Origin of the sequence: Sciscionella marina DSM 45152, from assembly GCF_000379465.1 — a bacterium.
Classification (GTDB): domain Bacteria; phylum Actinomycetota; class Actinomycetes; order Mycobacteriales; family Pseudonocardiaceae; genus Sciscionella; species Sciscionella marina.
In genome coordinates this window covers 14,551-37,674 of the sequence record NZ_KB905403.1, presented here as the reverse complement: position 1 = coordinate 37,674, position 23,124 = coordinate 14,551, and the positions used below count along the sequence as shown (strand labels likewise).

Annotated in this window: 24 protein-coding genes and 1 tRNA gene; 16 read left to right on the top strand and 9 right to left on the bottom strand. The window is 68.2% G+C overall.

Annotation, left to right across the window (positions count from 1 at the left end; genetic code table 11):
* Positions 1-24 precede the first annotated feature (24 nt).
* Complete coding sequence (locus A37U_RS0124835; protein ID WP_020499376.1) at positions 25-1,224, top strand: cysteine desulfurase-like protein; 1,200 nt, start codon at positions 25-27, stop codon at positions 1,222-1,224.
* A 7-nt stretch (positions 1,225-1,231) separates the two neighbouring features.
* Here A37U_RS0124835 and A37U_RS0124830 read toward each other — a convergent pair whose 3' ends face one another.
* Positions 1,232-1,843, bottom strand: a complete 612-nt coding sequence (locus tag A37U_RS0124830; RefSeq protein WP_020499375.1) for a helix-turn-helix transcriptional regulator — start codon at positions 1,841-1,843, stop codon at positions 1,232-1,234.
* Positions 1,844-1,970: 127 nt separating this feature from the next.
* A complete protein-coding gene (locus tag A37U_RS0124825) occupies positions 1,971-2,552 on the bottom strand; it encodes a peroxidase-related enzyme (protein WP_020499374.1) in 582 nt (193 codons plus the stop codon).
* A 110-nt stretch (positions 2,553-2,662) separates the two neighbouring features.
* Between A37U_RS0124825 and A37U_RS0124820 the strand changes: the two genes are divergently transcribed.
* The 5 genes from A37U_RS0124820 (at position 2,663) to A37U_RS0124800 (ending at position 7,137) form a co-directional block, all read left to right on the top strand.
* Complete coding sequence (locus A37U_RS0124820) at positions 2,663-3,196, top strand: 2,4'-dihydroxyacetophenone dioxygenase family protein (RefSeq protein ID WP_020499373.1); 534 nt, start codon at positions 2,663-2,665, stop codon at positions 3,194-3,196.
* Between the two features lie 6 nt (positions 3,197-3,202).
* Positions 3,203-4,405, top strand: a complete 1,203-nt coding sequence (locus A37U_RS0124815) for an MFS transporter (protein WP_020499372.1) — start codon at positions 3,203-3,205, stop codon at positions 4,403-4,405.
* A complete protein-coding gene (locus A37U_RS0124810) occupies positions 4,402-5,412 on the top strand; it encodes an alcohol dehydrogenase catalytic domain-containing protein (protein WP_020499371.1) in 1,011 nt (336 codons plus the stop codon). The genes A37U_RS0124815 and A37U_RS0124810 overlap by 4 nt, the downstream gene beginning before the upstream one ends.
* Positions 5,409-6,134: an SDR family NAD(P)-dependent oxidoreductase gene (locus tag A37U_RS0124805; RefSeq protein WP_020499370.1), complete on the top strand. Its 726-nt coding sequence runs from the start codon at positions 5,409-5,411 to the stop codon at positions 6,132-6,134. Before A37U_RS0124810 ends, A37U_RS0124805 begins: the two co-directional genes overlap by 4 nt.
* A 61-nt stretch (positions 6,135-6,195) precedes the next feature.
* Positions 6,196-7,137, top strand: coding sequence for a helix-turn-helix domain-containing protein (locus A37U_RS0124800; RefSeq protein ID WP_020499369.1), 942 nt, complete (start codon positions 6,196-6,198; stop codon positions 7,135-7,137).
* A 7-nt stretch (positions 7,138-7,144) separates the two neighbouring features.
* Here A37U_RS0124800 and A37U_RS0124795 read toward each other — a convergent pair whose 3' ends face one another.
* Complete coding sequence (locus tag A37U_RS0124795; RefSeq protein WP_020499368.1) at positions 7,145-7,780, bottom strand: O-methyltransferase; 636 nt, start codon at positions 7,778-7,780, stop codon at positions 7,145-7,147.
* A 105-nt stretch (positions 7,781-7,885) separates the two neighbouring features.
* On the opposite strand from A37U_RS0124795, the gene A37U_RS0124790 reads away from it, so the two are divergent.
* Complete coding sequence (locus A37U_RS0124790) at positions 7,886-8,518, top strand: TetR/AcrR family transcriptional regulator (RefSeq protein ID WP_020499367.1); 633 nt, start codon at positions 7,886-7,888, stop codon at positions 8,516-8,518.
* A gap of 3 nt (positions 8,519-8,521) precedes the next feature.
* Here A37U_RS0124790 and A37U_RS0124785 read toward each other — a convergent pair.
* A tRNA-Ser gene (locus A37U_RS0124785) sits at positions 8,522-8,608 on the bottom strand.
* Positions 8,609-8,658: 50 nt separating this feature from the next.
* Between A37U_RS0124785 and A37U_RS0124780 the strand changes: the two genes are divergently transcribed.
* Together A37U_RS0124780 and A37U_RS0124775 are read left to right on the top strand one after the other, a co-directional pair.
* Entirely contained in the window at positions 8,659-9,636 is a 978-nt protein-coding gene (locus A37U_RS0124780) for an NAD(P)H-quinone oxidoreductase (protein ID WP_020499366.1), read from the top strand.
* Positions 9,637-9,758: 122 nt separating this feature from the next.
* Positions 9,759-10,934 carry an NAD(P)/FAD-dependent oxidoreductase gene (locus A37U_RS0124775; RefSeq protein ID WP_020499365.1) on the top strand — a complete coding sequence of 392 codons (1,176 nt, stop codon included), beginning with the start codon at positions 9,759-9,761 and terminating at the stop codon, positions 10,932-10,934.
* Here the strand turns inward: A37U_RS0124775 and A37U_RS0124770 are convergent.
* Positions 10,912-12,252, bottom strand: coding sequence for an MFS transporter (locus A37U_RS0124770; RefSeq protein WP_020499364.1), 1,341 nt, complete (start codon positions 12,250-12,252; stop codon positions 10,912-10,914). The two genes, A37U_RS0124775 and A37U_RS0124770, sit on opposite strands and share 23 nt — an antisense overlap.
* Positions 12,253-12,351: 99 nt before the next feature.
* Here A37U_RS0124770 and A37U_RS0124765 point away from each other — a divergent pair, with 99 nt between their 5' ends.
* Positions 12,352-13,311 (top strand): Lrp/AsnC family transcriptional regulator, encoded by a 960-nt coding sequence (locus tag A37U_RS0124765; RefSeq protein ID WP_020499363.1) that lies wholly within the window; start codon positions 12,352-12,354, stop codon positions 13,309-13,311.
* A 2-nt stretch (positions 13,312-13,313) separates the two neighbouring features.
* On the opposite strand, the gene A37U_RS0124760 is transcribed toward A37U_RS0124765, so the two are convergent.
* From A37U_RS0124760 to A37U_RS0124745, 4 genes are read right to left on the bottom strand one after another with little or no spacing between them, the layout of a single operon-like run.
* A complete protein-coding gene (locus A37U_RS0124760) occupies positions 13,314-14,177 on the bottom strand; it encodes a 3-hydroxybutyryl-CoA dehydrogenase (RefSeq protein WP_026197567.1) in 864 nt (287 codons plus the stop codon).
* A gap of 25 nt (positions 14,178-14,202) precedes the next feature.
* Positions 14,203-15,051: an MOSC domain-containing protein gene (locus A37U_RS0124755; protein ID WP_020499361.1), complete on the bottom strand. Its 849-nt coding sequence runs from the start codon at positions 15,049-15,051 to the stop codon at positions 14,203-14,205.
* Entirely contained in the window at positions 15,048-16,463 is a 1,416-nt protein-coding gene (gene purB, locus A37U_RS0124750) for an adenylosuccinate lyase (protein ID WP_020499360.1), read from the bottom strand. Before purB ends, A37U_RS0124755 begins: the two co-directional genes overlap by 4 nt.
* A 17-nt stretch (positions 16,464-16,480) precedes the next feature.
* Positions 16,481-17,122: a TetR/AcrR family transcriptional regulator gene (locus A37U_RS0124745; protein WP_020499359.1), complete on the bottom strand. Its 642-nt coding sequence runs from the start codon at positions 17,120-17,122 to the stop codon at positions 16,481-16,483.
* Positions 17,123-17,211: 89 nt separating this feature from the next.
* Here A37U_RS0124745 and A37U_RS0124740 point away from each other — a divergent pair, with 89 nt between their 5' ends.
* The 6 genes from A37U_RS0124740 to mctP all read left to right on the top strand — a co-directional run bounded on the left by A37U_RS0124740 (position 17,212) and on the right by mctP (position 23,074).
* Positions 17,212-17,808 (top strand): nucleotidyltransferase family protein, encoded by a 597-nt coding sequence (locus A37U_RS0124740; RefSeq protein ID WP_020499358.1) that lies wholly within the window; start codon positions 17,212-17,214, stop codon positions 17,806-17,808.
* Entirely contained in the window at positions 17,790-18,674 is an 885-nt protein-coding gene (locus tag A37U_RS0124735) for an AAA family ATPase (RefSeq protein ID WP_020499357.1), read from the top strand. Before A37U_RS0124740 ends, A37U_RS0124735 begins: the two co-directional genes overlap by 19 nt.
* Entirely contained in the window at positions 18,674-19,753 is a 1,080-nt protein-coding gene (locus A37U_RS0124730) for a vWA domain-containing protein (RefSeq protein ID WP_020499356.1), read from the top strand. Before A37U_RS0124735 ends, A37U_RS0124730 begins: the two co-directional genes overlap by 1 nt.
* The gene (locus tag A37U_RS0124725; protein ID WP_020499355.1) at positions 19,746-20,867 is read left to right on the top strand and encodes an XdhC family protein; all 1,122 of its coding nucleotides are present in this window, start codon (positions 19,746-19,748) and stop codon (positions 20,865-20,867) included. The genes A37U_RS0124730 and A37U_RS0124725 overlap by 8 nt, the downstream gene beginning before the upstream one ends.
* Before the next feature lie 285 nt (positions 20,868-21,152).
* Complete coding sequence (locus A37U_RS0124720; RefSeq protein ID WP_020499354.1) at positions 21,153-21,419, top strand: DUF3311 domain-containing protein; 267 nt, start codon at positions 21,153-21,155, stop codon at positions 21,417-21,419.
* A complete protein-coding gene (gene mctP / locus A37U_RS0124715) occupies positions 21,416-23,074 on the top strand; it encodes a monocarboxylate uptake permease MctP (RefSeq protein WP_020499353.1) in 1,659 nt (552 codons plus the stop codon). The genes A37U_RS0124720 and mctP overlap by 4 nt, the downstream gene beginning before the upstream one ends.
* Positions 23,075-23,124: the final 50 nt, after the last annotated feature.

Below are 23,124 nucleotides of genomic sequence, written 5' to 3'. Positions count from 1 at the left end.
TGCGCCCCTGTCTACGGTAGGCACATGGCCTTCGACATCGCCCGGGTTCGTGGTTTGTTCCCCGCACTGGGCGATGGCTGGGCATACCTCGACGCGCCGGCCGGGATGCAGGTGCCGGAGACCGTCGCCGCCGCCGTGTCCACGGCATTGCGCGCCCCCGGATCCGGGCCTATGGGGATATATCCGACTTCTCAGCGCGCATCCACCATCCTGCGCGAGGCGCGCGAGGCGATCGCCGATCTGGTCGGCGCGAAACCGGAAGGGATCGTGCTCGGTTCGAACCCCGCCGAGCTCGTCCAGCGGCTGGCGAACGCGGCCGGCGAATCCTGGGTACTCGGTGACGAGGTGCTCGTCTCCCGGCTCGACGATCCCACCAACATCGAACCGTGGCGCAGGACCGCCCAGCGTGCCGGTGCCGGGGTCCGCTGGGCCGAGATCGACATCGAGAACTGCGAACTACCCGCGTGGCAATACGAGCGACTGATCTCGACGAGCACCAAGGTCGTCGCGGTCACCGCCGCCTCCCCGGTCGTCGGCACCAGCCCGGACATCCCGTGGATCGCCGAACTGGCCAAGCGTTCCTCGGCGATGCTCGTCGTGGACGCCTGCGCCGCGGCCCCGTTCACCCCACTGGACATCGGCGAGCTCGGCGCCGATGTGCTCATCGTCTCCGCGGGTGCCTGGGGCGGCCCGCCGCTGGCGGCGCTCGCCTTCGCGGACCCCGGCATGCTCGACCGGCTCCCGTCCGCCGCCCTGTTGCCCGACGCCTCCGGTGCGGCACGGCTCGAGGTCGGCGCCTACCCGTACTCCCTGCTCGCCGGGCTCACCGCCTCCATCGACCACCTCGCGGGGATGGACGACGCGCACCGCGGTGGCCGGCGCGAACGCCTCGGCGCCACCATGCGGGCAGTGCGCACCTACCACGAGAACCTGCTCGCCACCCTGCTCATCGAGCTGCGCGCGCTGCCGGGTATCCACGTCATCGGCAACGCCACCGACCGGGTTCCGGTGCTCGCGTTCACCGTGGACGGCATGAAAGCCGAGGACGCCGTCGCGCATCTGGCCCGGCATGGCGTCTACGCCTTCGCCGACCCGGGCACCACCGGGGTGTTCGGCGCCCTCGGCGTCGGCGAGGTCGGCGGGGCCGTCCGGCTCGGACTCGCCCACTACACCAGCGCGGGCGACGTCTACCGGCTGGTCTCCGCCCTGGCCGACCTCGGCTGAGCACCCATCAGCGCGGCGGCCATTCCTCGGCGTCGAGCAGGCCGAGGGTGTACGCCCGGGCCACCAGCGCGACCCGGTTCGCGACCTCGAGGCGGCGAGTCAGCCTGGTCAGGTAGTAGCTCACCCCGTCGGTCGTCATGCCGAGCTCGGTGGCGATCGCGGCCGAGGTCTTGCCCTGCGCGCTCGCCCGCAACACCTGCGCCTCCCGGTCGGAGAGCACCGGAACGGCATCGTCGACCGCCGAATCCGGATCGATCGTGACCAGCAGGGCAATGCCGTCCTCGTCGTGCACCGGCTGCACCGTCACCCGGGCCGTGTGCCGGATCCCCGCACCCGACCAGCTCATCCGCAGCGCGCGCCTGCTGCGCTTGCCCCGTTCGAGCTCGGTGACCACCCGGACGAACTCGCGTTCGGCTACCGGGCGCAGCAGCGTGGTGATCTCCCGCGCCAGCAGCCGACCCGGGCTCACCCCGAACAGCCTGGCGAACGCCGGGTTCACCGAGGTGAGCTCACCGCGTATCGAACAGATCGCGGTCGGCGCCGGGGTGCGGTCGAACAACGCCCTGAACCGGTTCCGCCACACCGCGACCTCGCGCCGCGCGACCGCCAGCTCATCCATGGCGGCACCCTACCCAGAAACGCCCTCACCAGCACGAACCTGACTTCGTGCGCGGAAATGTTGGTTAGAACGAACACAACCGCGCACAATCCCTGTTCGCAGGGTGAGTACCGGCCACGACGAGTGTTCAGGCGCCTCGCGGGGTGCGTCCCATGAGGTAGAACTCGGGGTTCGGGGCGAGCGCGGTGAAATGGGCCAGCCGGTTGGACATGGCGAACAGGGCGGTGATCGCGCCGATGTCCCAGATCTCGTCCTCGGTCAGCCCAGCCGTTCGCGCCCGGTCGAGGTCGGCCTGTCCGAATCGTTCGGAATCCTGTGCGACGGCGAGCGCCAGGTCCACGATCGCCCGGCCACGCTCGTCCAGCTCCACCTGCCAGGGGTTCGCCGCGACCTTGTCCGCGAGCTCGCCGTCCTTGGTGCGCACCCGCAGGATCGCCCCGTGCGCCACGATGCAGTAGGTGCAGTGGTTCGCCGCGGAAGTGGCGACCACGACCAGTTCGCGCTCGGCCTTGCTCAGTCCATCGGTGCGCTCCATCAGCGCGTCGTGGTAGTCGAGGAAGGCACGCAGTTCGGCCGGGCGGCGCCCGAGTGCGCGGAAGATGTTCGGCACGAAGCCCGATTTCTCCGCGATCGCGCCGATTCGCCCGCGCAGATCCTCGGGAAGGTCCTCCAACTCGACGGCGCCGAAGCGGCTCACCTGATCACTCATACCCGGCAGCGTATGGGCCGTGTCCGGTTCGGACAACGGGGATGTCCGCCAGGAGCAAGACCGCATCGGCGACAGCGGCCTAGCGTTGCCCAGCAAGGAGAGGAGCTGCCATGCCCGAAGAAGCGACAACGGAATTCTGGCGGAACATCAAGCCGATCGAGAACTCCATGCGACCGGACGCCCTTCCCGAGGTGTTTCACCAGTACGCGCCCGTCGACGATGACGACTACTACGTACCGTTCACCGAAACCGTCGGCTCCCGGCCACTGTGGATCTCGATCAAGGAGAACATGTGGTCGGATATTCTGCGCGCCACCTCGGCGGGATTGGTGAACCGGCATTATCATCCGCGCGAGGTGTTCGCCTACACCATTTCCGGTAAATGGGGTTATCTGGAACGACCGTGGACCGCGACACCGGGCAGTTTCGTGTACGAAACTCCGGGCGAGGGGCACACCCTGGTCGCCTATGATTCCGGCGAACCGATGAAGGCGATGTTCGTGGTCGCCGGACCACTCGTCTGGCTGGACGAGAACGGGGACACCGAAGGGTTTTTCGACGTGCACGACTACATCGCGCTGTGCCGCGAGCACTACGCGAAAGTCGGTATCGGGGCGGATTACGTGGACACCCTCTTCCGTTGAGTCCCCATGTCCCGGACCCGGTTCGCCACCTATGAAAACGGCCTGCTCGCGATCCTGTTCACCACGTTCGGATTCGTGTTCTTCGACCGGCTCGCGCTGAATTTCCTCATCCCGTTCGCCAAGGACGAACTGCACCTCGACAATACCGAGATCGGGTTGCTCGGCGGAATTCCGGCGCTCGCCTGGGCGGTGACCGGGGCCGGAATAGGTGCCCTCTCCGACCGCTTCGATTCGCGCAAGCCGCTCCTGCTCGGCGCGGTCGCCTGCTTCACGGTGTTCTCCGCGCTCTCCGGGTTCGCGGCGGGATTCCTCGGCCTGTTCATCTTCCGGCTGCTCATGGGCGCCTCGGAAGGTGCAGTGCTCCCGCTTGCCCAGCCGCTGATGCTCGCCGAATCCACGCCCCGCCGCCGCGGGCTGAACATGGGACTGTTGCAGGGATCCTCGGCCGGGTTGCTCGGCGGGATCGTAGCGCCGATCGTCACCGTGTGGATCGGCGAACACTACGGCTGGCGGACCGCCTTCTACCTCACGATCATCCCCGGCGCGATCATGTTCGCGCTCATCGCCCGGTTCGTCCGTAACCGCAAACTGGACCCGGAACGATCCGAACACCGGCGCGGCGGTATCCGGATCGTACTGCGCGAGCGGAACGTGTTGCTGTGCCTGGTGATCGCGGTGTTCTACATCTCCTGGTTCATCACCACGCAGACCTTCGCCCCGCTGTACCTGACTCAGGTCAAGGGCTACTCGCCGACCACGATGAGCCTGGTTTCGACGGGAATGGGCATCGCCTGGGTGCTGTGGGGCGCGCTCGTTCCCGGGTTTTCCGACCGGTTCGGCCGCAAACCGGCCATGCTGTTGTTCACCGCGCTCGCCGTGCTGTGCCCACTCGCGATCATCTACCTCGATTCGCCGTACGTGCTGCTTCCGGTGCTGGTGCTCACGTTCACCGGGATGGGCTGTTTCACCCTGTACATGGCGACGATTCCGGCCGAGACCGTGCCGCGGCACCTCGTCGCCACCGCGCTCGGCCTGATCATGGGGCTCGGCGAGGCGATCGGCGGGTTCGTGGTGCCGACCGTCGCCGGTGGGCTCGCCGATTCCTACGGAGTACGCCTGACCATGTTCATCGCCTCGGGTGCCGCGCTGATCGTGCTGGCACTGTCCACTTTGCTCACCGAGACCGCGCCTCGGGTGGTGCACCGGTGAGGGCGGCCCGCTGGTTCGCCGCGCGCTCGGTGCGCCTCGTCGAACTCGATCGCCCGGAGCCCGGGGACGGCGAAGTGCTCGTCCAGGTGGCCTACTGCGGCATCTGCGGCAGCGATCTGCACGGATACCTCGACGGTCCACACGCCATCCCGGTCAGGCACGCCCATCCGGTTTCCGGAAGGGCCGCCCCGCTCACCCTCGGCCACGAGTTCTCCGGAACCGTCGCCGCGACCGGGAACGGCGTGCGCGGCGTGACCGAGGGCGATCCGGTTGCCGTGGAACCGCACTACCGCTGTGGAACCTGCGCGCAGTGCCGTTCCGGGCGGTACAACATCTGCGCCGGTTTCGGATTCGCCGGTCTGATGGGCGATGGTGGGCTCGCCGAATTCGCCTGCGTTCCCGAGTACATGGTGCACCGGCTGCCACCACACATCGACCTCGCGCAGGCGGCCGTGCTCGAACCGGCTGCGGTGGCACTGCACGCGATCCGCCGCAGCGGACTGGTTCCCGGAACGGATTGCCTGATCGTCGGCCTCGGCCCGATCGGGTTGCTGCTCGGCCTGCTCGCCCGCAAGGCAGGGGCCCGGGAGGTGATCGGCGTGGACCCGTCTGCGAACCGCCGGGCCGTCGCACCCACGCTCGGCTTCACCCGAACCCTGGAAAAACCCGATGGGACAACGGTTCCGCTCGCCTTCGAGGCGGTCGGCAGCCAAACAGCGTTCGACACCGCACTGGCGACACTGCAACCCGGCGGGGAATGCGTGCTGCTCGGACTCACCGATTCCCTTGCCCTGCCCGCCCTCGCGCTGATCAACGCCGAACAGAAGCTCACCACCAGCGTCGGCTATCGGAACGCGCACGGCGAACTCATCGCGCTGCTCGCGGCCGGGGCGCTCGATCTCGCGCCCCTGATCACCTCGGTGATTCCACTGGAATCGGTGGTGGACAAGGGATTCGAGCGACTGCTCGGCGCACGCGAGGAAATCAAGATCCTGGTGCGGCCATGAATTTTCAGCCCGGCCTGTTCAGCTCGGCGACCGTGCTCATCACCGGGGCCACATCCGGAATCGGCGCGGCCACCGCGCGACTGTTCGCCGAACTCCGCGCCGAGGTGCACGCCGTCGGGCTCGGCGCGCACGGCCCCGAGGCACCGCGTGGGCCGCGGATCAGCGTGTACGAACAGGATGTCACCGAGGAGACCGGGATCGCGGCCATCCTCGCCCGGCTCACCCGGCTGGACGTGCTGGTCAACTGCGCGGGACTGAGCCTGGATCGCGCGGAGTACCGGCCCGATTCCTGGGATCACGTACTCGCGGTGAACCTCACGGCCGCCATGCGCACCGCGAGTGCCGCACGGCAACTGCTCGCCGTGCGCGGCGGCAGCATCGTCAACCTCGCCTCCATGTACACCTATTTCGGTGCGCCCGACCGGCCCGCTTATGGGGCAAGCAAAGGCGGAATCGCCGCGCTCACCCGCGCACTCGCCGTGGAGTACGCGCGCGAAGGGATCCGGGTCAACGCCGTCGCCCCCGGCTGGATCAACACCCCGCTTTCGGCGGGACTGCGCGCCGACCCGGTCGCCCGGCAGTCCGTGCTCGATCGCATCCCCGCCGGGCATTGGGGCACACCCGAGGATGTCGCGGAAGTGATCGCCTTTCTCGCCACCTCATCGGCCACCTACATCACGGGTGTGACACTGCCCGTTGACGGTGGGTATTCGAGTATGTGACCCCTCCCGGAACGGCCGGTGAGCGCTTATCCTCACTGACGGACGGACGCCGGGAGCGACCATGCGGGCATGCGAGGAAGCAAGCACCACACGTATCTCCACCACCGATGTGCCGCCTGCCGAACGCATCGAGTACTGGGAGAACTACAACGCGGCCGCGCTCGTCGGGCTGCGCTGCTCCGCCTTCGCCGCCCGCGGGCTGCGCGCCGACCAGGCCAATACCGACCTCGGCGGGATGCGGATCGCCGAGATCACCGGCAATGAACACGTCATCGAGCGCACCCCGGCCCATGTGCGCAGGCTGCCCTCGGATTCGGTCTTCCTGAGCATCATCGTGCGCGGCAACGCCTTCTTCTACCACGGCGGTGGGCACATCCCGGTCGGCAGCGGGGAAGCGCTGCTCTACGACCCCGCGAAGCCCTACCTGTTCGGGTTCGGCGGAACCATGCAGAAAATCCTGCTCGACCTGCCATCCGCCCCGTTCCGCGAACGGTGCCTGCCCTCGGCGCTGACCGAACCCGTGAAGCTCGGCACCACCACGACCGAACGCGCCCTGGTGCAGCGGCTACGCGCCGAACTGCTCGGCGAATCCGGCGCGATCAGTGCTGCCGAGCTCGCCGAACGCGTCTGGGCACTCGGCGGTGCGCTGCTCGGTTCGCCCACCGCGAACTCGCACATCCTGCTCGCCAACGCCTATATCGATGCCCACCTCACCGACGACCGGCTCACCCCAGCGCACGTCGCCAGGGCCGCCGGGATCACCGCAAGGCACCTCAACCGCCTGCTGGCCGCGGAAGGGAACGCCACGGACGGAGACACCATCGCCGCCCGGATCACCACGCGCCGGCTCGAGGCGGCCCGCTCCCGGCTGCGCGCCGGGGACCCGCGCACCATCGGGAACATCGCCGCCTACTGCGGGTTCACCAGCCAGCCGCACTTCACCAGGCTGTTCAACCGCCGGTTCGGCATGTCGCCGAGAGAAGCACGCGCCGAGTATCCCTAGTGGACGGTCAGCGCCCGGTGAAACAGCTGATCTCCATGCCGTCCTCCACCGGGAACGGCACGCTCACATAGCCGTTCTCCGGCGCGCGGACATACCGCAGATAGTCGGCCATCGAAGCGAAACTGCTGTCATCGCCGATCACCAGCGCGCCCGGGGCGAGTTCGGGTTCCAGCGCACGCAGCACCGGAAGGCAAAGGTCCTTCCATCCGTCCAGTAACACCAGTCCGATCGGCCCGCTGACCCCGGAAAGGGTCTCTCGCGCGTCCCCGGCCAGGATCGTGGCCTGTCCGTCGAGCCCCGCCTCGGCCAGGTTCGCCCGGGCAGCGTCGATCTTCCGCTCGCTCAGCTCGGTACTGAGCACCGCGCCGATCCCGTTGTCCCGCACGGCCGCGGCCAGGTACAGCGTCGAAATCCCGTACGAGGTACCGAATTCCACGATGGTGCCCGGCCGGATCGCCCGCACCAGGCTGTAGAGCAGTTCCCCGCCGCTTGCCGAGATCGGCATGTAGACCCCGGAGTTCGCCTCGGCCTGCTCGAGCGCCGAGGCCGCGGGGTCCTGACCCACTGACCGATCATGAGCGGCCGCCTCGAACAGCCGCTCGAGTACAGCCTGCACCTTCGGAGTACGTAGTGTGTTCGTCATAAGGTTAGAATAGACGCAACGTTGCGTCTTGTCTAGTGCCGAGTACACTCGCCCGGACAAGCGGAAGATCCGGACAAGGAGGACGGGCAGCGCCCCGGTTCGCCCATGACAGACCAGGCCAGCAGCGAGACTCGGCAGGACGCGTCCGGTGCCAAACACTCGGGGAACCGGTACGGCCGCAGCGAACAGGCCAGGCGGGCCGTACTCGCCGCGGTCGACGACCTGCTCGTCGAGGTCGGGTTCGCCGCACTGACCATCGAGGGCATCGCCACCCGGGCCGGGGTCGCGAAACAGACCATCTACCGCTGGTGGCCGTCCAAAGTGGACATCCTGCTGGACGCGCTCGGTGATGATCTCGCCGAGCACCTGACCCCGGCCGAGCACGGTGACCTCGAACAGGAGCTGACCGCGCACCTCGCCGCGGTCGCCGAATTCCTCGCCGAATCCGATGCCGGGGCCATGCTGCGCGCCCTGACCGGGGTGGCACTGCACGACTCCGCGATCGCCGAGCGGTTACGCACCGAACACCTCGCCCGGCAACGCGAACGAGACCGCCTTCCCTTGCGGCGCGCGGTATCCCGCGGGGAACTACCCGCGGAACTCGACCTGGATCGCGCGATCGATCAACTGCTCGGGCCGATCTACTACCGCGTCCTGGTCACCGGACAACCGGTGCCGCGCGCGTTCACCGAAGAACTGGTCCGGGAGTTCCTTGCCCGGCACCGCGGTCGAGGATGAGAGCGGAAGCGGGGGGATTCGAACCCCCGGTCGGTATCACCCGACGCTCGCTTTCAAGGCGAGTGCATTAGGCCGCTCTGCCACGCTTCCACTGGGGAGGGTACCGAACGAAAACCGGCCAGAACGGATACGGTCGGGGTATGCATGCGATCAGCGTTCGTGAGCCGGGTGGACCCGAGGTCCTGGAATGGGCGCAGACCCCGAACCCGGTCCCTGGCAATGGCGAGGTGCTCGTCGAAGTGGCGGCGAGCGCGGTGAACCGAGCGGATCTGTTGCAGCGCCAGGGGAATTACCCACCGCCTCCGGGAGCCTCGGAGATCATCGGGCTGGAGTGCTCCGGGGTGATCGCCGAGCTTGGCGCGGGCGTCGAGGGCTGGCAGGTCGGAGACCCGGTGTGCGCGTTGCTCGCCGGGGGCGGGTACGCCGAGAAGGTCGCGGTGCCCGCCGGTCAGCTGCTCCCGGTCCCCGAAGGAGTCGACCTGGTCAGCGCTGCGGGACTGCCCGAGGTCGCGTACACCGTCTGGTCGATGGTGGCGCGCGCGGGCAAGCTGCGCGCGGGCGAAGTGTTCCTCGTGCACGGTGGCGCCGGTGGGATCGGCACCCACGCCATCCAGCTCGCCCGTGCCCTCGGGGCGAGGGTGGCCTGCACCGCGGGCTCCGACGAACGGCTCACTCGATGCGCCGAGCTGGGCGCCGATATCACCATCAACTACCGCACCCAGTCCTTCACCGAGGTCCTGCGCGAGGCCACCAAGGGCCACGGCGCCGACGTCATCCTGGACAACATGGGCGCGAAGTACCTCGGGGACAACCTGTCCGCGCTCGCCACCGACGGCCGGCTGCTGATCATCGGCATGCAAGGCGGGCGCCTCGGCGAACTCGACATCGCCAAGCTGCTCGGCAAGCGCGGCACCGTGCACGCCGCCGGACTGCGGGGGCGACCGCTGGCCGACAAGGCCGAGCTCACCCATGAACTGCTCGAACACCTCTGGCCGCTGATCGCGCAGGGTTCGGTGCGCCCGATCATCGAGGAGGTCGTGCCCATGCCCGAGGCCGGCCGCGCTCACCGCATGCTCGAAGAGGGCTCCGCCTTCGGCAAGCTCGTCCTCGCCACCTGAAAACCTGCACCATACAACTAATCGCCAAACCCCTGACCAGCTAAAACAACCCCTCGTGAGGGGAAATGTTGGTTAGAACCAACACAATCACGCACGTCCGATTCCGTGCGAAGATCGGCGGCATGACTGGCGGTGTGGTTGTGGTCGGTGCTGGGCTTGCCGGGGTGCACACGGTGAAGGCGCTGCGTGATCGGGGCTTCGCGGGTCCGATAACGGTGCTCGGGGAGGAACCGCACGCGCCGTATGACCGGCCACCCCTGACCAAGCAGTTCCTCGCGGGTGAGGTGGACGATACGACGCTGCCGGAGCTGGATGCGCGGTTGTGCACCGGCCGCGCGGCGACGGGGCTCGGGGACGGCGAGGTGCGCACCACGGACGGCGCGCTCGCCTACGATCACCTGGTCATCGCGACCGGGGCAAAACCACGCACACTGCCCGCCGAGGACGGTGCCGCGGTGTTCACCATTCGCACGGTGGACGATGCCCGCGCGCTGCGCTCCCGGCTGACCGAGGGGCATCGCCTGGTCGTGGTGGGGGCTGGCTGGATCGGCGCCGAGGTCGCGGGCACCGCCGCCGCGCTCGGGTGCCGGGTCGAGGTGCTCGAGGCCGCCTCGACGGTGCTGCCCAGCTGTGGCTTCGGCGAACTGGCCACGGCATTCGAACCCTGGTACGCGGAGGCCGGGGTCCGGCTGCGGCTCGACACCAAGGTCCGCGGGATCGCCGCGGATGCCGTTGAGCTCGAGGACGGCACCCGGATTCCGGCGGACACCGTGGTCGTCGGTATCGGCGTCGTCCCGAACACCGGCTGGCTCGAACAGAGCCCGATCGACCGCGATGCACGCGGGGCGATCGAGGTGGACGCACGACTGCGCACGAGTCTTCCACAGGTGTACGCGACCGGAGACTGCGCCGCGTACACCTCCCGCCGCTACGGTGGCCCGCTGCTGCTCGAGCACTGGACACACGCACAGGCCTCGCCGCGCACCATCGCGGAGAACATCCTCGGCGGCGAGGCCGAGTACGACGATGTGCCCTACTTCTGGTCCCGCCAGTTCGGCCGCATGGTGCAGTACCTCGGCAGGCACTCCGATGACGACACCCTGGTGCTGCGCGGTGATCCGGCGGGCGAGAAGTGGTCGGCGTGCTGGTTGCGCGACGGTGCGTTGACCGCGGTGCTCGCCGCGAAGCTGCCCAAGGAGATCGTGCAGGCCCGCATGCTGTTCGCCAAGGAGCACACCATGGACGCGGACCTGCTCGCGGACCCGGAGCGCAAGCTCAGCGAGTGCGTGCGCGCATAAGGCCGACGGCCAGCGCGGTACCCAGCACCAGCACGCACGCAGACGCGAACGCGAGGCGCAGCCCGCCGAGCGAGGACCCCGCGGACCCGTCGAAGACCGCAAAGAACACGCTGCCGAGCACCGCGACGCCGAGTGTCCCGCCGAACTGCTGCACCGCGTTGAGCAGACCGGCGGCCGAGCCGTTCTCCTGCGGGCGCACCTTCGCGAGCGCGGAACTGAAGAACGAGGCGGTGAACAGGCCGATCCCGAACCCGGCGATACCCAGCCCGGTGAACAGCACGGCGGGCCCGGTGAGCGCCAGGGCGACCCCGGCACCGAGCACGAGCAGCCCGGCGAACATGACCCGGTCCCCGTAGCGGACGACCAACCGGCCCGCGAGCAGTGAAGCGGCACCCATCGCGAGCGACCAGGGCAGCAGGCTCAGCCCAGAGGCCAGCGAACCCGCGTGCTCGCCGAGTTGCAGGTGCAGCACGATCACCTGGATCAATCCCTGCATGGCCGCGAAGAACAGCGTCGAACCGAGCAGCGCGGCCGGAAACCGCCGGTTCCCGAACAGCCTGGGCTCGACCAGCGGTGCGCGGCGATTCCGTTGGCTCGCCGCGAATCCGAGCAGCACGAGCACCCCGGGAACGAGCAGCACCCAGCCCGTCCCCTCGATCAGCGGGTAGATCAACAGCCCGGAACCGACCGTCACCAGCACGGTGCCGGGCAGGTCGAGCCGGGGCCGGTGCGGCGCCCGGTCCTCGGGAAGCAGCCGAGAACACGCGAGCACCGCGAGCCCGAACGGGATGTTCACCAGGAACACCGCACGCCAGCCGGTATCGAACAGATTCGCACTGGTCAGCGCCCCACCGAGGATCGGGCCGCACACCGCGGACAGCGCCATCACCGGTCCGATCGCGCCGAACGCCCTGCCCAGTTCCGGGCCCGCGTACATGGCCTTGATCAGCCCGATCGTCTGCGGAATGACCAGTGCCGCACCCGCGCCCTGCACGGCACGCGCGGCGATCAGCATGCCCGGGCCGACCGCGAGCGCGCAGATCAGTGAGGCGAGCACGAAACCGGCGACGCCGAGTCGGAAGATCCGCCTGCGGCCCGCGATATCACCGAGGCGCCCGCCGGTGATCAGCAGCACCGCGAAGGCGAGCGTGTACGCGGCACTGAACCACTGGATATCACCGGCATCGCCGCGCAGTCCGGCCCGCATGACCGGCGCCGCGACTTGCACGATCGTGGTGTCCAGCAGGTTCATCGCCTCGGCGAGCAGCAACGTGGCGAGCGCTGCCGCCCGGGTCCGCGGCGGTGCGGTCGTCGTCATGCGGCCGACGCTAAGCAGCGGTTGAGCGATCGGCACGCGAACAGCGATCAGTTCGGCATATTATTCCACGCGGAACCCGATCTACTGAAGGATTCTCACATGCTCGATCAGCTGGATTCGGCCCTCGTGCACGCACTGCGGATCGACGGGCGGGCGAGCTACGCACGGATCGGCGAGGTACTCGGTGTCTCCACGCAGACCGTGGCCCGCCGCTACCGGAGGCTGCGCGAACGGGCCGGGCTGCGGGTGATCGGCATGCCGTTCCCGGACCGGGCCGGGCTCACCCAGTGGATGATCCGGCTGACCGTGGCACCGGCGAACGCGCGCCCGGTCGCCGAATCACTGGTTCGCCGCAGCGATACTCAGTGGGTCAAGCTGACCTCCGGGGGCACCGAGATCTTCGCGATCGTCAACGCCGCACCCGAAGCGGACACGGCTCGCGCGATGCTGCTGCACGACATCCCGCGCACCGCGAGCGTTACCGCGGTGAGCGCGCACTGCATGCTGCACATGTATCTCGGCGGGCCGACCACCTGGGGCGGATTCACCAGGATGCTCAGCGAACACCAGCAGCGCGCGCTCGCCGGGCCCGAACCCGAACCGGGCACCGCGCGCCCTCTGGAGGAATCGGACAGCGCCCTGCTCACCGCGCTGCAACGGGATGGGCGGGCCAGTTATGTCGAGCTCGCCGAGGCCACCGGATGGTCCCAGGCCACCGTGGCGCGCAGGCTCACCGAACTCCGCGCCGACCGCGCAGTGTACTTCGACCTGGAGATCGACGACGCGCTGTTCGGGGTGCGCACCGAAGCGCTGCTGTGGCTGGCCGTGGATCCGGCGCGGCTGGACGCGGTGGCCAGGTCCATGACCACCCATGCCGAACTCGCCAGCGTGATCGCGACGACCGGGCCGACGAACCTCATGGCCACCGCACTGTGCGCGAATCCGGCGGAACTGCACGATTACCTGATCGGCCGGGTCGGCGCGCTCGAGGGCATCCGCACCCTGGAAACGGCACCGGTGCTGCGCAACCTCAAGGCCGCCAGCCCGGTGCCGAGATGAGGTCAGCTCGCGTAATCGTAGAAACCGCGCCCGGATTTCTTGCCGAGCAGCCCGGCGTCGACCATCCGGGAAAGCAGCGGGGGCGGGGAGTAGAGCGGCTCCTTGAATTCCGTGTACATGGATTCGGCGACGGCCTTCGTGGTATCCAGCCCGATCAGATCGGTGAGCGCGAGCGGACCCATCGGGTGCGAACACCCCTGCACCATGCCGTTGTCGATGTCGTCCGCCGAGGCGAACCCGGATTCGAACATCCGGATCGCGGAGAGCAGGTAGGGAATCAGCAGCGCGTTCACCACGAATCCGGCGCGGTCCTGCGAACGGACCACGATCTTGCCGAGCGTCTCCGCGGCAAACGCCGAGGCGCGCTGCGCGGTTTCCTCCCCCGTGAGCAGCGAGGGAATGAGCTCGACGAGCTTGAGCACCGGAACCGGGTTGAAGAAGTGCACCCCGATCACCTGGGCGGGACGCGTGGTCGCCATACCGAGTTTCATGATCGGAATGGAGGAGGTGTTCGAGGCGAAAATGGCGTCCTTGTCCTGGACGATCTTGTCCAGTTCGGCGAATACCTCGACCTTGGCCTGTTCGTCCTCCACGACCGCTTCGACCACGAACTGCCGGTCGGCGAAATCGGCGAAATCGGTGGTGTAGCGGAGCCTGGCGAGCGTCTCGTCGCGCGTGGCCGCCTCGAGTTTGCCCCGGCGCACCGCCCGCTCGAGTGATTGCTCGATGCGCTCCCGGCCCGCCGCCAGTGCGGGCGCGGACTGCTCGGCCACCAGCACATCGAGCCCGGCGCGCGCACTGACCTCGGCGATCCCCGAGCCCATCAGCCCGGCACCGACCACTCCGACTCGTTCGATATTCGTCATGGGAGCGAGGATACCCGTGGACGGCTCAGGGAAGGGCCGCCGTGAAGCCCTCCGGCAGCCAGTCATCCACGGTGACCTCGTCGTCCACACAGAGTTTTCCGGTGCGGACCACGGCGAGCTTGACTCCGAAGCTCACCCCGCCGCGCAGTTCGGGTTCCTTGCGATACGTGGCAAGGGTTTTCGTCGGTTCCGGGCCACTGCGGCGGCCGGTCGACTGCTCCACGGTCGGCACGGCACAGCGGATCGCCCGCACCGAGTGCGCGAACGCGCAGCCGCCAAGGCGCATGCTGCGCACCCGGTCCTCCCGGTGCGGCGCACCGAAACCGTCCAGCACGATATTGGGCCGGAACCGGTTCATCGGAACGGGTTCGCCCTCGCTCTCGGTGATCCGCCGGTTCAGCTCGGCGAGCGAGTCGGTGCTGCAGGCGAGGATCGCGTGCGCGTCGGCGAAACCGACCTTGCCCGGGGTATCGCCCCAGCCCGGCCGGTTCAGGTCCGCCGGGGTGCGCACCAGCCGGCATTCGCGCCCGATCCGGTCCGCGAACCAGGTGGCCGCCTCCTCACCCTGATCGATCCCCTCGCCGAACCAGCGGTTGAACAGGCTCACCGGACGCCGCGATCCGGTGTAGCGAACCGGAATCTCCAACGGCTCGGTGTCCGGGGCGCTGACCTGGAGCCGGTCGCCGAGCAGCCGGGGAACGAGCACCGCGAGCCCGGAAGCCTTGCGCTGGCTCAGAAACGAACCATCCGGTTCGACGAGCATGAACCGCCGGTCCTCGGCAAGGCCCTCGGTGCGCACCTCGGCGGTATCGAGCCGTTCCGCGGCGCAGCCCTTCACGATATACCGGTAAAGCCCGGAAATCCGCGCACTCACAGGATCGGTGCCGGCCGGTACCCGGCCGCCTCCGGGTGCTGCTTCACGATCTCCTCCACACCGTCCACAACGGACTGGACCTGGCGAGCGGCGAGCCCGGTGAACGCGAGCCGGTCGGCGAACAGTTCCTCGATCTCGTTCTGTGCCAAGGGAATCCGGTCATCGGCCGCGAGCCGTTCGGTGAGATCGTTGCGCTCCTGGCCCTGTTCGCGCATCGCGAGCGCGACCGCGACCGCGTGCTCCTTGATCGCCTCGTGCGCGGTTTCCCGGCCGACCCCGGCACGCACCGAGGCCATCAGCACCTTCGTGGTCGCCAGGAAGGGGAAGTACCGGTCCAGTTCGCGGCCGATCACCGCCGGGTAGGCACCGAACTCCTCGAGCACGGTCAGGAAGGTCTCCAGCAGCCCGTCGAAGGCGAAGAACGCGTCCGGCAGCGCCACCCTGCGCACCACCGAACAGGAGACATCCCCCTCGTTCCAGGTGTCCCCGGACAATTCCCCGGTCATGGCAAGGTATCCGCGCAGTACGACCATCAGCCCGTTGACCCGCTCACAGGACCGGGTGTTCATCTTGTGCGGCATGGCCGAGGAACCGACCTGCCCCTTCTGGAACCCCTCGGTGGCGAGCTCGTGCCCGGCCATCAGCCTGATCGTCTTCGCCAGGCTCGACGGCGCCGCGGCGAGCTGGGCGAGGCCGGAAAGCACCTCGAAGTCCAGCGAGCGCGGGTACACCTGGCCGACGCTGGTGAGTACCTCGGAGAACCCGAGATGCCCGGCGATCCGGCGCTCGAGCTCGGCCACGTTCTCCTCGTCGCCGAGCAGATCGAGCATGTCCTGGGTGGTGCCGACCGGGCCCTTCACCCCACGCAGCGGATAGCGCTCCAGCAGCTCGGTGAGCCTGCAGTAACCGGTGAGCAGCTCGTCCGCCGCGGTAGCGAACCGCTTGCCGAGCGTCGTCGCCTGCGCCGCGACGTTGTGCGAGCGCCCGACCAGCACCAGTTCCGCGTGCTCCGCGGCCAGCCCGGTCAGCCTACCGAGAACCGCGATCACCTTGTCCCGCACCAGTTCCAGGCTGCGGCGGACCTGGAGTTGCTCCACGTTCTCGGTCAGATCCCGAGACGTCATGCCCTTGTGCACATGCTCATGCCCGGCGAGCGCGTTGAACTCCTCGATGCGCGCTTTCACATCGTGGCGAGTGACCCGTTCCCGCGCGGCGATCGAGTCCAGATCGATCCGGTCGGCCACTCGCTCGTAATCGGCGAGCGCCCCGTCCGGAACGGCGACCCCGAGCTCGGACTGCGCGCGCAACACCGCCAGCCATAGTTCCCGTTCGAGCAACACCTTGTGCTCAGCCGACCACACCGTGGTCATCTCATTCGAGGCATACCGGTTCGCCAGCACATTCGCGATCACAACCGTTGAGCCTAACCTCAGCCCCGCAGCTCGGCGAGCAGCGCCTGTGCCGCCGCCTCGCGCGGATTCGGGTTCACCTCGATCAGCGCGTTGACCACCGTGCCGTCCACGAGAGCGACCAGCCGATCCACCGCGGCCCGGTCCGTGGCGAAACCGCAGCGGCTGAGTACATCGAAGAGCAGGGAGTCCATCTGCTCACCCATCTCACGCATCAGCGGGCGGAGGAACGGACGGCGGCCGGTGGCCACCAGCCGTTCGTAACGGGAGAGCACCGCCTCGTAATCCGCCTCCGGGTCCGGCTGCCGGTGCCCGAGCAGGTGATCGAGCAGCACCTGGACCGTGGCCTCGACCGTGCGTTCCTCCTCGGGCACATCCCGCCACTGCCGCTCACTGCGATCCAGCTCGGTCCGGCCCTGATGCGCCACCGCCGCGGTGATCAGGTCGTCCAGCGAATCGAAGTAGTAGGTGGTCGAGGCCAGCGGCAACCCCGCACGCTCGGCCACCGCACGATGCCGGACCGCATCGAAGCCGCCCTCCACGAGCAGCGCGGAAGCCGCCTCGATCAGTTGCTGCCGCCTCCGCTCACCCTTCGGAGTGCTCGCCGCCCCTGACTCTCGGTGCTCACTGTCCCGGTGCCCCGACTCATTCTGCCCAGACATGATGCTCCCATCGTGCCACGACCGCTTGTGCGTGGTTGTGTTGGTTAGAACCAACACAACCACGCACAAGCACGGCTAGGCTGGGATGGGTGACGGAGAAACCGCAGGTCGTCGGGTTGTTGCTGGCCGCGGGGGCGGGGACCCGATTCGGTGGTCCGAAGGCGCTCGTCGAGGTAGGGGGCGAGCCGCTCGTGCTCCGCGCGATACGCACACTGCGTGATGGTGGGTGCGCCCAGGTGCTCGTGGTGCTCGGCGCGTCGGCTTCTGAGGTTCACGCTCTGCTACCGCCTGAGGTGCGGTCCGTGCACGCGCCGGACTGGGAAACGGGCATGGGTGCTTCGCTGCGCGCGGGTCTCGCCGCGGTACCCGAGCGGGCCTGTGCGGTTCTGGTGCACCTGGTCGACCTGCCGGGAGTGACCGCACAGACGGTGCGCGAGGTCGGCGCCCTGGCCACCCGCTCGGTCCTCGCACGGGCCGGTTACCAGGGAAAACCGGGACATCCGGTGCTCATCGGGGCCGATCACCTCACCGAATTGGCTGCCACGTTGCGGGGCGCGCACGGGGCGAAGACCTGGCTGCGGGAGCGGGCCGTGCGCCTGGTGGAGTGCGCGGGGTTCGGTCACGGCGAAGACCTGGACACACCCGAGGACGGGGTTAGGCTCGGTCTGTGGAGCGCCCCACCCTGAGCCAGGACGAACTGGCCCGCAGCCTCGAGGCCACCGGTTACCTCGCCGACCCGGAGCTCGCGACCACGGCATTCCTCGCGATGCGGATGGGGAAGCCGCTGTTCTGCGAGGGTGAGCCGGGCACCGGCAAGACCTCGCTGGCCAAAGCACTTGGCCAAGCGCTCGGCCTTTCCCTGATCCGCTTGCAGTGTCACGAGGGAATCGATGCCGCGCAGGCACTCTACGACTGGGATTTCGGGCGTCAGCTGCTGCACCTGCGCGCGCTCGAGGCCGCATCGGACGGCCACCTCGATGCCGAACAGGCGGAGAAATCACTCTACGACGAACGATTCCTGCTCGACCGGCCGTTACTGCGCGCGCTGCGTACCGCACCGTGTGTGCTGCTGGTCGACGAGATCGACCGCGCCGACGACGAGTTCGAGGCATTCCTGCTGCAGGTACTCGACGAGTCCTCGGTCAGCATCCCCGAGTTCGGCGAGATCACCGCGCGGCAGCCGCCGATCACCGTGCTGACCTCGAACCGCACCCGCGAGGTGCACGATGCGCTGAAACGCCGCTGTCTTTACCACTGGCTCGAGCACCCGGACCTGACCCGCGAGGTGGCGATCCTGCACAGCCGGGTGCCCGGAATCGGGGACGCGCTCGCCCATCAGATCGCCACGGCGGTGCGCGGTCTCCGGGAACTGGAGCTGCTCAAACCACCCGGGGTCGCCGAGTCGATCGACTGGGCGGGTGCCCTGCTCGCTCTCGACCGGGATGTGCTCGACGCGCAGACCGCCGCGCGCACCCTCGGCGCCGTGCTGAAGTACCACGAGGACACCGACCGGGTCCTGGCGGCCGGTCTGGAAAACCTGCTGGCGAGCTGATGGAACCGCTTCCCGGACTGCTCGGTTTCACGCACGCGCTCGCCGCGGCCGGGGTCCCCGCCGATCCGCACCGGGCCATGGCGTTCACCGAGGCCATCGGGCACATCGATATCGCGGACCCTCGCCAGCTCTACGCGGCCGGGCGCGCGACTCTGTGCGGGAAACCGGATGATCTTCCGGTGTACGCACGGGTTTTCGCGGCCTGGTTCGGCGCGGGATATCCCGGGACCACGCCGGCGACCGAGAAACCGGCGCGCCCGCGAATCGCCGCGCTCGACAGGAGAACGGCGAGCGGCGAACCGGGGGAGTCGCTGCGGGTCGCGGCGGACGACACCGAGATACTGCGCCACCGCGATCTCGCCGAGCTCACCGAAGCCGAACGGGAACGGGTGCGCGCCCTGCTCGCCGAGCTGGATGTGCGGCCACCACTGCGTTCGAGCATGCGCCGCCGCCCCGCGCATCGCGGCGAACTCGATCCGGGGCGGACCCTGCGCGGAATGCTCGCCAGTGGTGGGGAACCGGTGCACCTCCGCCACCGGGCAAGCACACCGCGACCGCGCAGAATCGTGCTGTTGCTGGACATCTCCGGATCGATGCGTCCCTACGCCGACGCGCTTCTGCGGTTCGCGCACGTGGTGACCAAGCGCGCGGCCACCGAAACGTTCACCATCGGCACCCGGCTGACCAGGCTCACCCCGGCCCTGCGCGCCCGGGATCCCGAGCTGGCCCTGGCCGCGGCTGCCCGGACGGTCCCGGACTGGGCGGGTGGAACCCGGATCGGCGAGTCACTCCGAGTGTTCTGCGATCGCTGGGGGCAACGAGGGTTCGCGCGCGGCGCGGTGGTCGTGGTCTACTCCGACGGCTGGGAACGCGGTGAAACCGATCGGCTCGGCGAGCAGATGGCCCGGTTACATCGCTTGGCACACAAGGTTTTCTGGGTGAACCCGCATGCGGGAAGGGCAGGCTACGAGCCGGTGCAGTCCGGGATCGCGGCCGCGCTCGGGCACATCGACCGCCTGCTTGCCGGGCATAGCCTGGAAACACTGCGGATGTTGCTGCGAGAGGTGCGCGATGCGTGACGTACTCGAAGAACTGGCCACCAGGGTGGCCGCTGGGGAACGGGTCGGGCTCGGCACCGTGGTCGCGACCTTCCATTCGGCACCACGTGCGCCCGGAGCGGCGATGTTCGTCGCCGAGGACGGCACCGTGCGCGGCAGCGTTTCCGGTGGCTGCGTCGAAGGCGCGGTCTACGAGCTCGCCCAGCAGGTGATCACCGAATCGGCGCCGGTACTGCAGCGGTACGGGGTCTCCGATGACGATGCGTTCGCCGTCGGGCTGACCTGCGGCGGGATCCTCGACGTATTCGTGGAGCCGGCCGGGGACTGGGTGCTCGAACTCGCCGAATCGGTCCGTTCCGGCGAACCGGTCGCCCTCGCCACCGTCGTCGAACACCCCGATCCGGCGCGGATCGGCGCGCACCTGCTCGTGTGGCCGGGGCGGCGGACCGGCACCCTCGGCGGGGACCGGTTCGACGACGCGGTCACCGATGACGCGCGCGGACGCCTGGCAAGCGGGCGCAGCGGCTCCCTGCACTACGGGCCGGACGGCCAGCGCCGCGGCGAAGGGTGCACCGTTTTCGTGGCCACCTTCGAACCGCCGCCGCGGATGCTCGTGTTCGGCGCGATCGACTTCGCCGCCGCCATGGTGCGGATCGGATCCTTCCTCGGGTACCACGTCACCGTCTGCGACGCACGGCCCATCTTCGCCACCACGAGCCGGTTCCCGGACGCCGACCAGGTCATCGTCGACTGGCCGCACCGATACCTGCACGCCGAACTCGAAGCAGGACGGATCGACGAGCGCACCGTCGTCACCGTGCTCACCCACGACCCCAAGTTCGACGTGCCCTTGCTCGAAGTCGCCCTGCGCGCCGAGGTCGGCTACGTCGGCGCCATGGGTTCCCGGCGCACCCACGAGGAACGGCTCGACCGGCTGCGCGCGGCCGGGTTCGGCGAACACGAACTCGAACGGCTCTCCTCACCGATCGGCCTCGATCTCGGCGCCCGCACCCCGGAAGAGACCGCCATCTCCATCGCGGCCGAGATCGTCGCCCTGCGCTGGGGCGGCCGCGGCATCCGACTGTCCACCCTCGACGGACCCATCCACCGCGAACGCCTCACCACCGAAATCTGACCCGTTCCCGCAGGTCGAAGCGGTCGTGCGTGGTTGTGTTGGTTAGAACCAACACAACCACGCACAAGCAGTCCCAGGGCTCGCTTGTGGATCACTCAGCTGAAAGTGAATAGCGGGCAAACCCTTGGCGAAGTGCGGTGATTAGGCCATTCGGGGGTTGCCGAGAGTATCGAAACCGGGGTTATCCACAGCTAGGTACCGGAACTGTCCACAGCTGGGGACAGTTTTGGGGTTTCACACGTACCTCATATGATTCCGGCACTTGCGAACCGCTGGAGGTCACCGATGTCGTCCGAGCCGAGGCGGCGCGGCCATTCCGGGCTGCGTCTGTCGTGGTGGAACCTGGTGTTACTGGTTCCGCTGATCGTCCTCTTCACCCCGATGTACAACGCGGATCGGCCCCGGCTGTTCGGCATGCCGTACTTCTACTGGCACCAGTTCCTGTTCGTGTTCATCGGTGTCATCAGCGTCGCCATCGTCTACCTGGCGACCAGGGACAAGAAGCCGAAGAAGCAGGACACGCAAGAGAATTCCGGGGAGGACGGCAAGTGAACGGCGGACAGATCGTCGAACTGGTTGTTTTCGTCGTGTTGTTCGCGTTCGTGACCGTGCTCGGTTTCGTCGCCGCACGATGGAAGTCCGCCTCGCTCGACCACATCGACGAATGGGGACTCGGCGGCCGCCGATTCGGCGCCTGGATCTCCTGGTTCCTGCTCGGCGGGGACCTCTACACCGCATACACCTTCGTCGCGGTGCCCGCGTTGATCTTCGGCAGCGGGGCGCTGGGCATGTACGCCCTGCCGTACACGATCATCGCCTACCCGATCGTGCTGCTTCCCGCACTTCGCCTGTGGTCGGTCTCCCGCGCGAAGGGTTACGTCACCCCGGCCGATTTCGTGCGCGGTCGGTTCAACTCGCCGACCCTCGCGCTGTTGATCGCGATCACCGGGATCGTCGCGACCATGCCCTACATCGCGCTGCAGCTCGCCGGGCTCGAAGCGGTACTGCGCACGATGGGGATCAACGCCTCGGGCCTGCTCGGGCACCTGCCGCTACTGATCGCGTTCGTGATCCTCGCGCTCTACACCTACCAGTCGGGACTGCGCGCGCCCGCGCTGATCGCGGTGGTCAAGGACGCACTGATCTACATCGTGATCATCGTGGCGGTCATCTACCTGCCCATCAAGTTCGGCGGATTCGGCCACATCTTCGACATCTCGCAGCAGAAACTGAGTGAGATCTCCCCGAAGACCGGCAAACCGAAGGGCTCGATCCTGCTCACCGGGAACAACCAGCTGCAGTACGCGACCCTGGCATTCGGCTCAGCACTGGCACTGTTCCTGTACCCGCACTCGGTGACCGGCGTGCTCGCCTCCAAGGGACGCCGGGTGATCAAACGCAACATGGTCGCCCTTCCCGCGTACTCCTTCGTGCTCGGCCTGCTGTGCCTGCTCGGGTTCATCGCGCTGGCCGCGGGCACCAGCCCGATCACCAACAACGCGACCGGTGAACCGGACACGAACACCGTGGTGCCCAACCTGTTCGGCACCCAGTTCCCGTCCTGGTTCGCCGGAATCGCCTACGCCGCGATCGGGATCGGTGCGCTCGTGCCCGCAGCGGTGATGTCCATCGGCGCGGCGAACATGTGGACCCGCAACATCTACAAGTCCTACCTCCGCCGCAATGCCACCCCGGCCCAGGAAGCCAAACAGGCCAAGCTCGCCTCACTGATCGTGAAATTCGGTGCCGTGGCCTTCGTGGTCTTCATCGACCCGCAGTTCTCCATCGACCTGCAGCTGATCGGCGGCGTGCTCATCCTGCAGACTCTGCCCGCGGTCGCGATCGCCCTGTTCACCCGCTGGCTGCACAAAGCCGGCCTGATCGCGGGCTGGATCGTCGGCATGGGCTGGGGGATCATCATGCTCTACGGCATCCCCCGGGCGAACGGAACCGGACACTTCGGTGGTTCCGCACTCCCACTCGGGCACCTGTCGATCTTCGGCTGGCACCCCTTCGAAGGTTCGCAGGTACAGATCTACGTCGGCTTCGTCGCCCTCATCGCGAACCTCGTGGTCGCCGTCCTCGTCACCCTGATCGCCCGCGCGTTCGGGGCCAAGGACAGCGGTGACGAGACCACCGCCGACGATTACCACGTGGACGAGGACACCCCTCTCCCCGAGAAGGCGAGCTCGACAAACCCAGCCTGAACTGGGGTTTTGCCCGGTCGTGAGTGGTTGTGTTGGTTCTAACCAACACA